2 pseudogenes are annotated in these 318 nt (G+C 54.4%); both read left to right on the top strand.

The annotated features are described in order from the left end of the window. Positions 1-132: pseudogene (locus tag ALO43_RS00555) on the top strand (LysE family transporter); the annotation flags it as partial. Positions 133-156: 24 nt separating this feature from the next. Further along, positions 157-318 (top strand): annotated as a pseudogene (locus tag ALO43_RS29820) (iron-containing alcohol dehydrogenase); the annotation flags it as partial.

Raw genomic sequence — 318 nt, 5'->3', positions numbered from 1 at the left:
TTTTCGATCCCTGCCGTGCAGGTGCGCTATCAACGGATGAAAAAGACCATCGATATCGTCACCGGTCTTTTCATGATCGCTTTCGGTCTGCGCCTGCTGATCGGTTTGCTGCCCGCCAACTTCTTTTACTGAAATAACCTGCAAGGGACTACGTACATGCACAGCAACGACTGGCACTACCCGACTTCAATCCGTGCAGGCGCTGGACGCGTCAATGAACTGGTCGACGCCTGCCGGAAGACCGGCATAAAACGGCCGTTACTGATTACCGACAGTTTTCTCGGCAGCACCGATATGATCGCCAGCGCCGTGGAGGAT

The organism is Pseudomonas tremae (assembly GCF_001401155.1).
GTDB classification, from domain to species: domain Bacteria; phylum Pseudomonadota; class Gammaproteobacteria; order Pseudomonadales; family Pseudomonadaceae; genus Aquipseudomonas; species Aquipseudomonas tremae.
The sequence above is the reverse complement of the archived record's forward strand: the minus strand, read 5'-3'. Positions and strand labels throughout refer to the sequence as shown.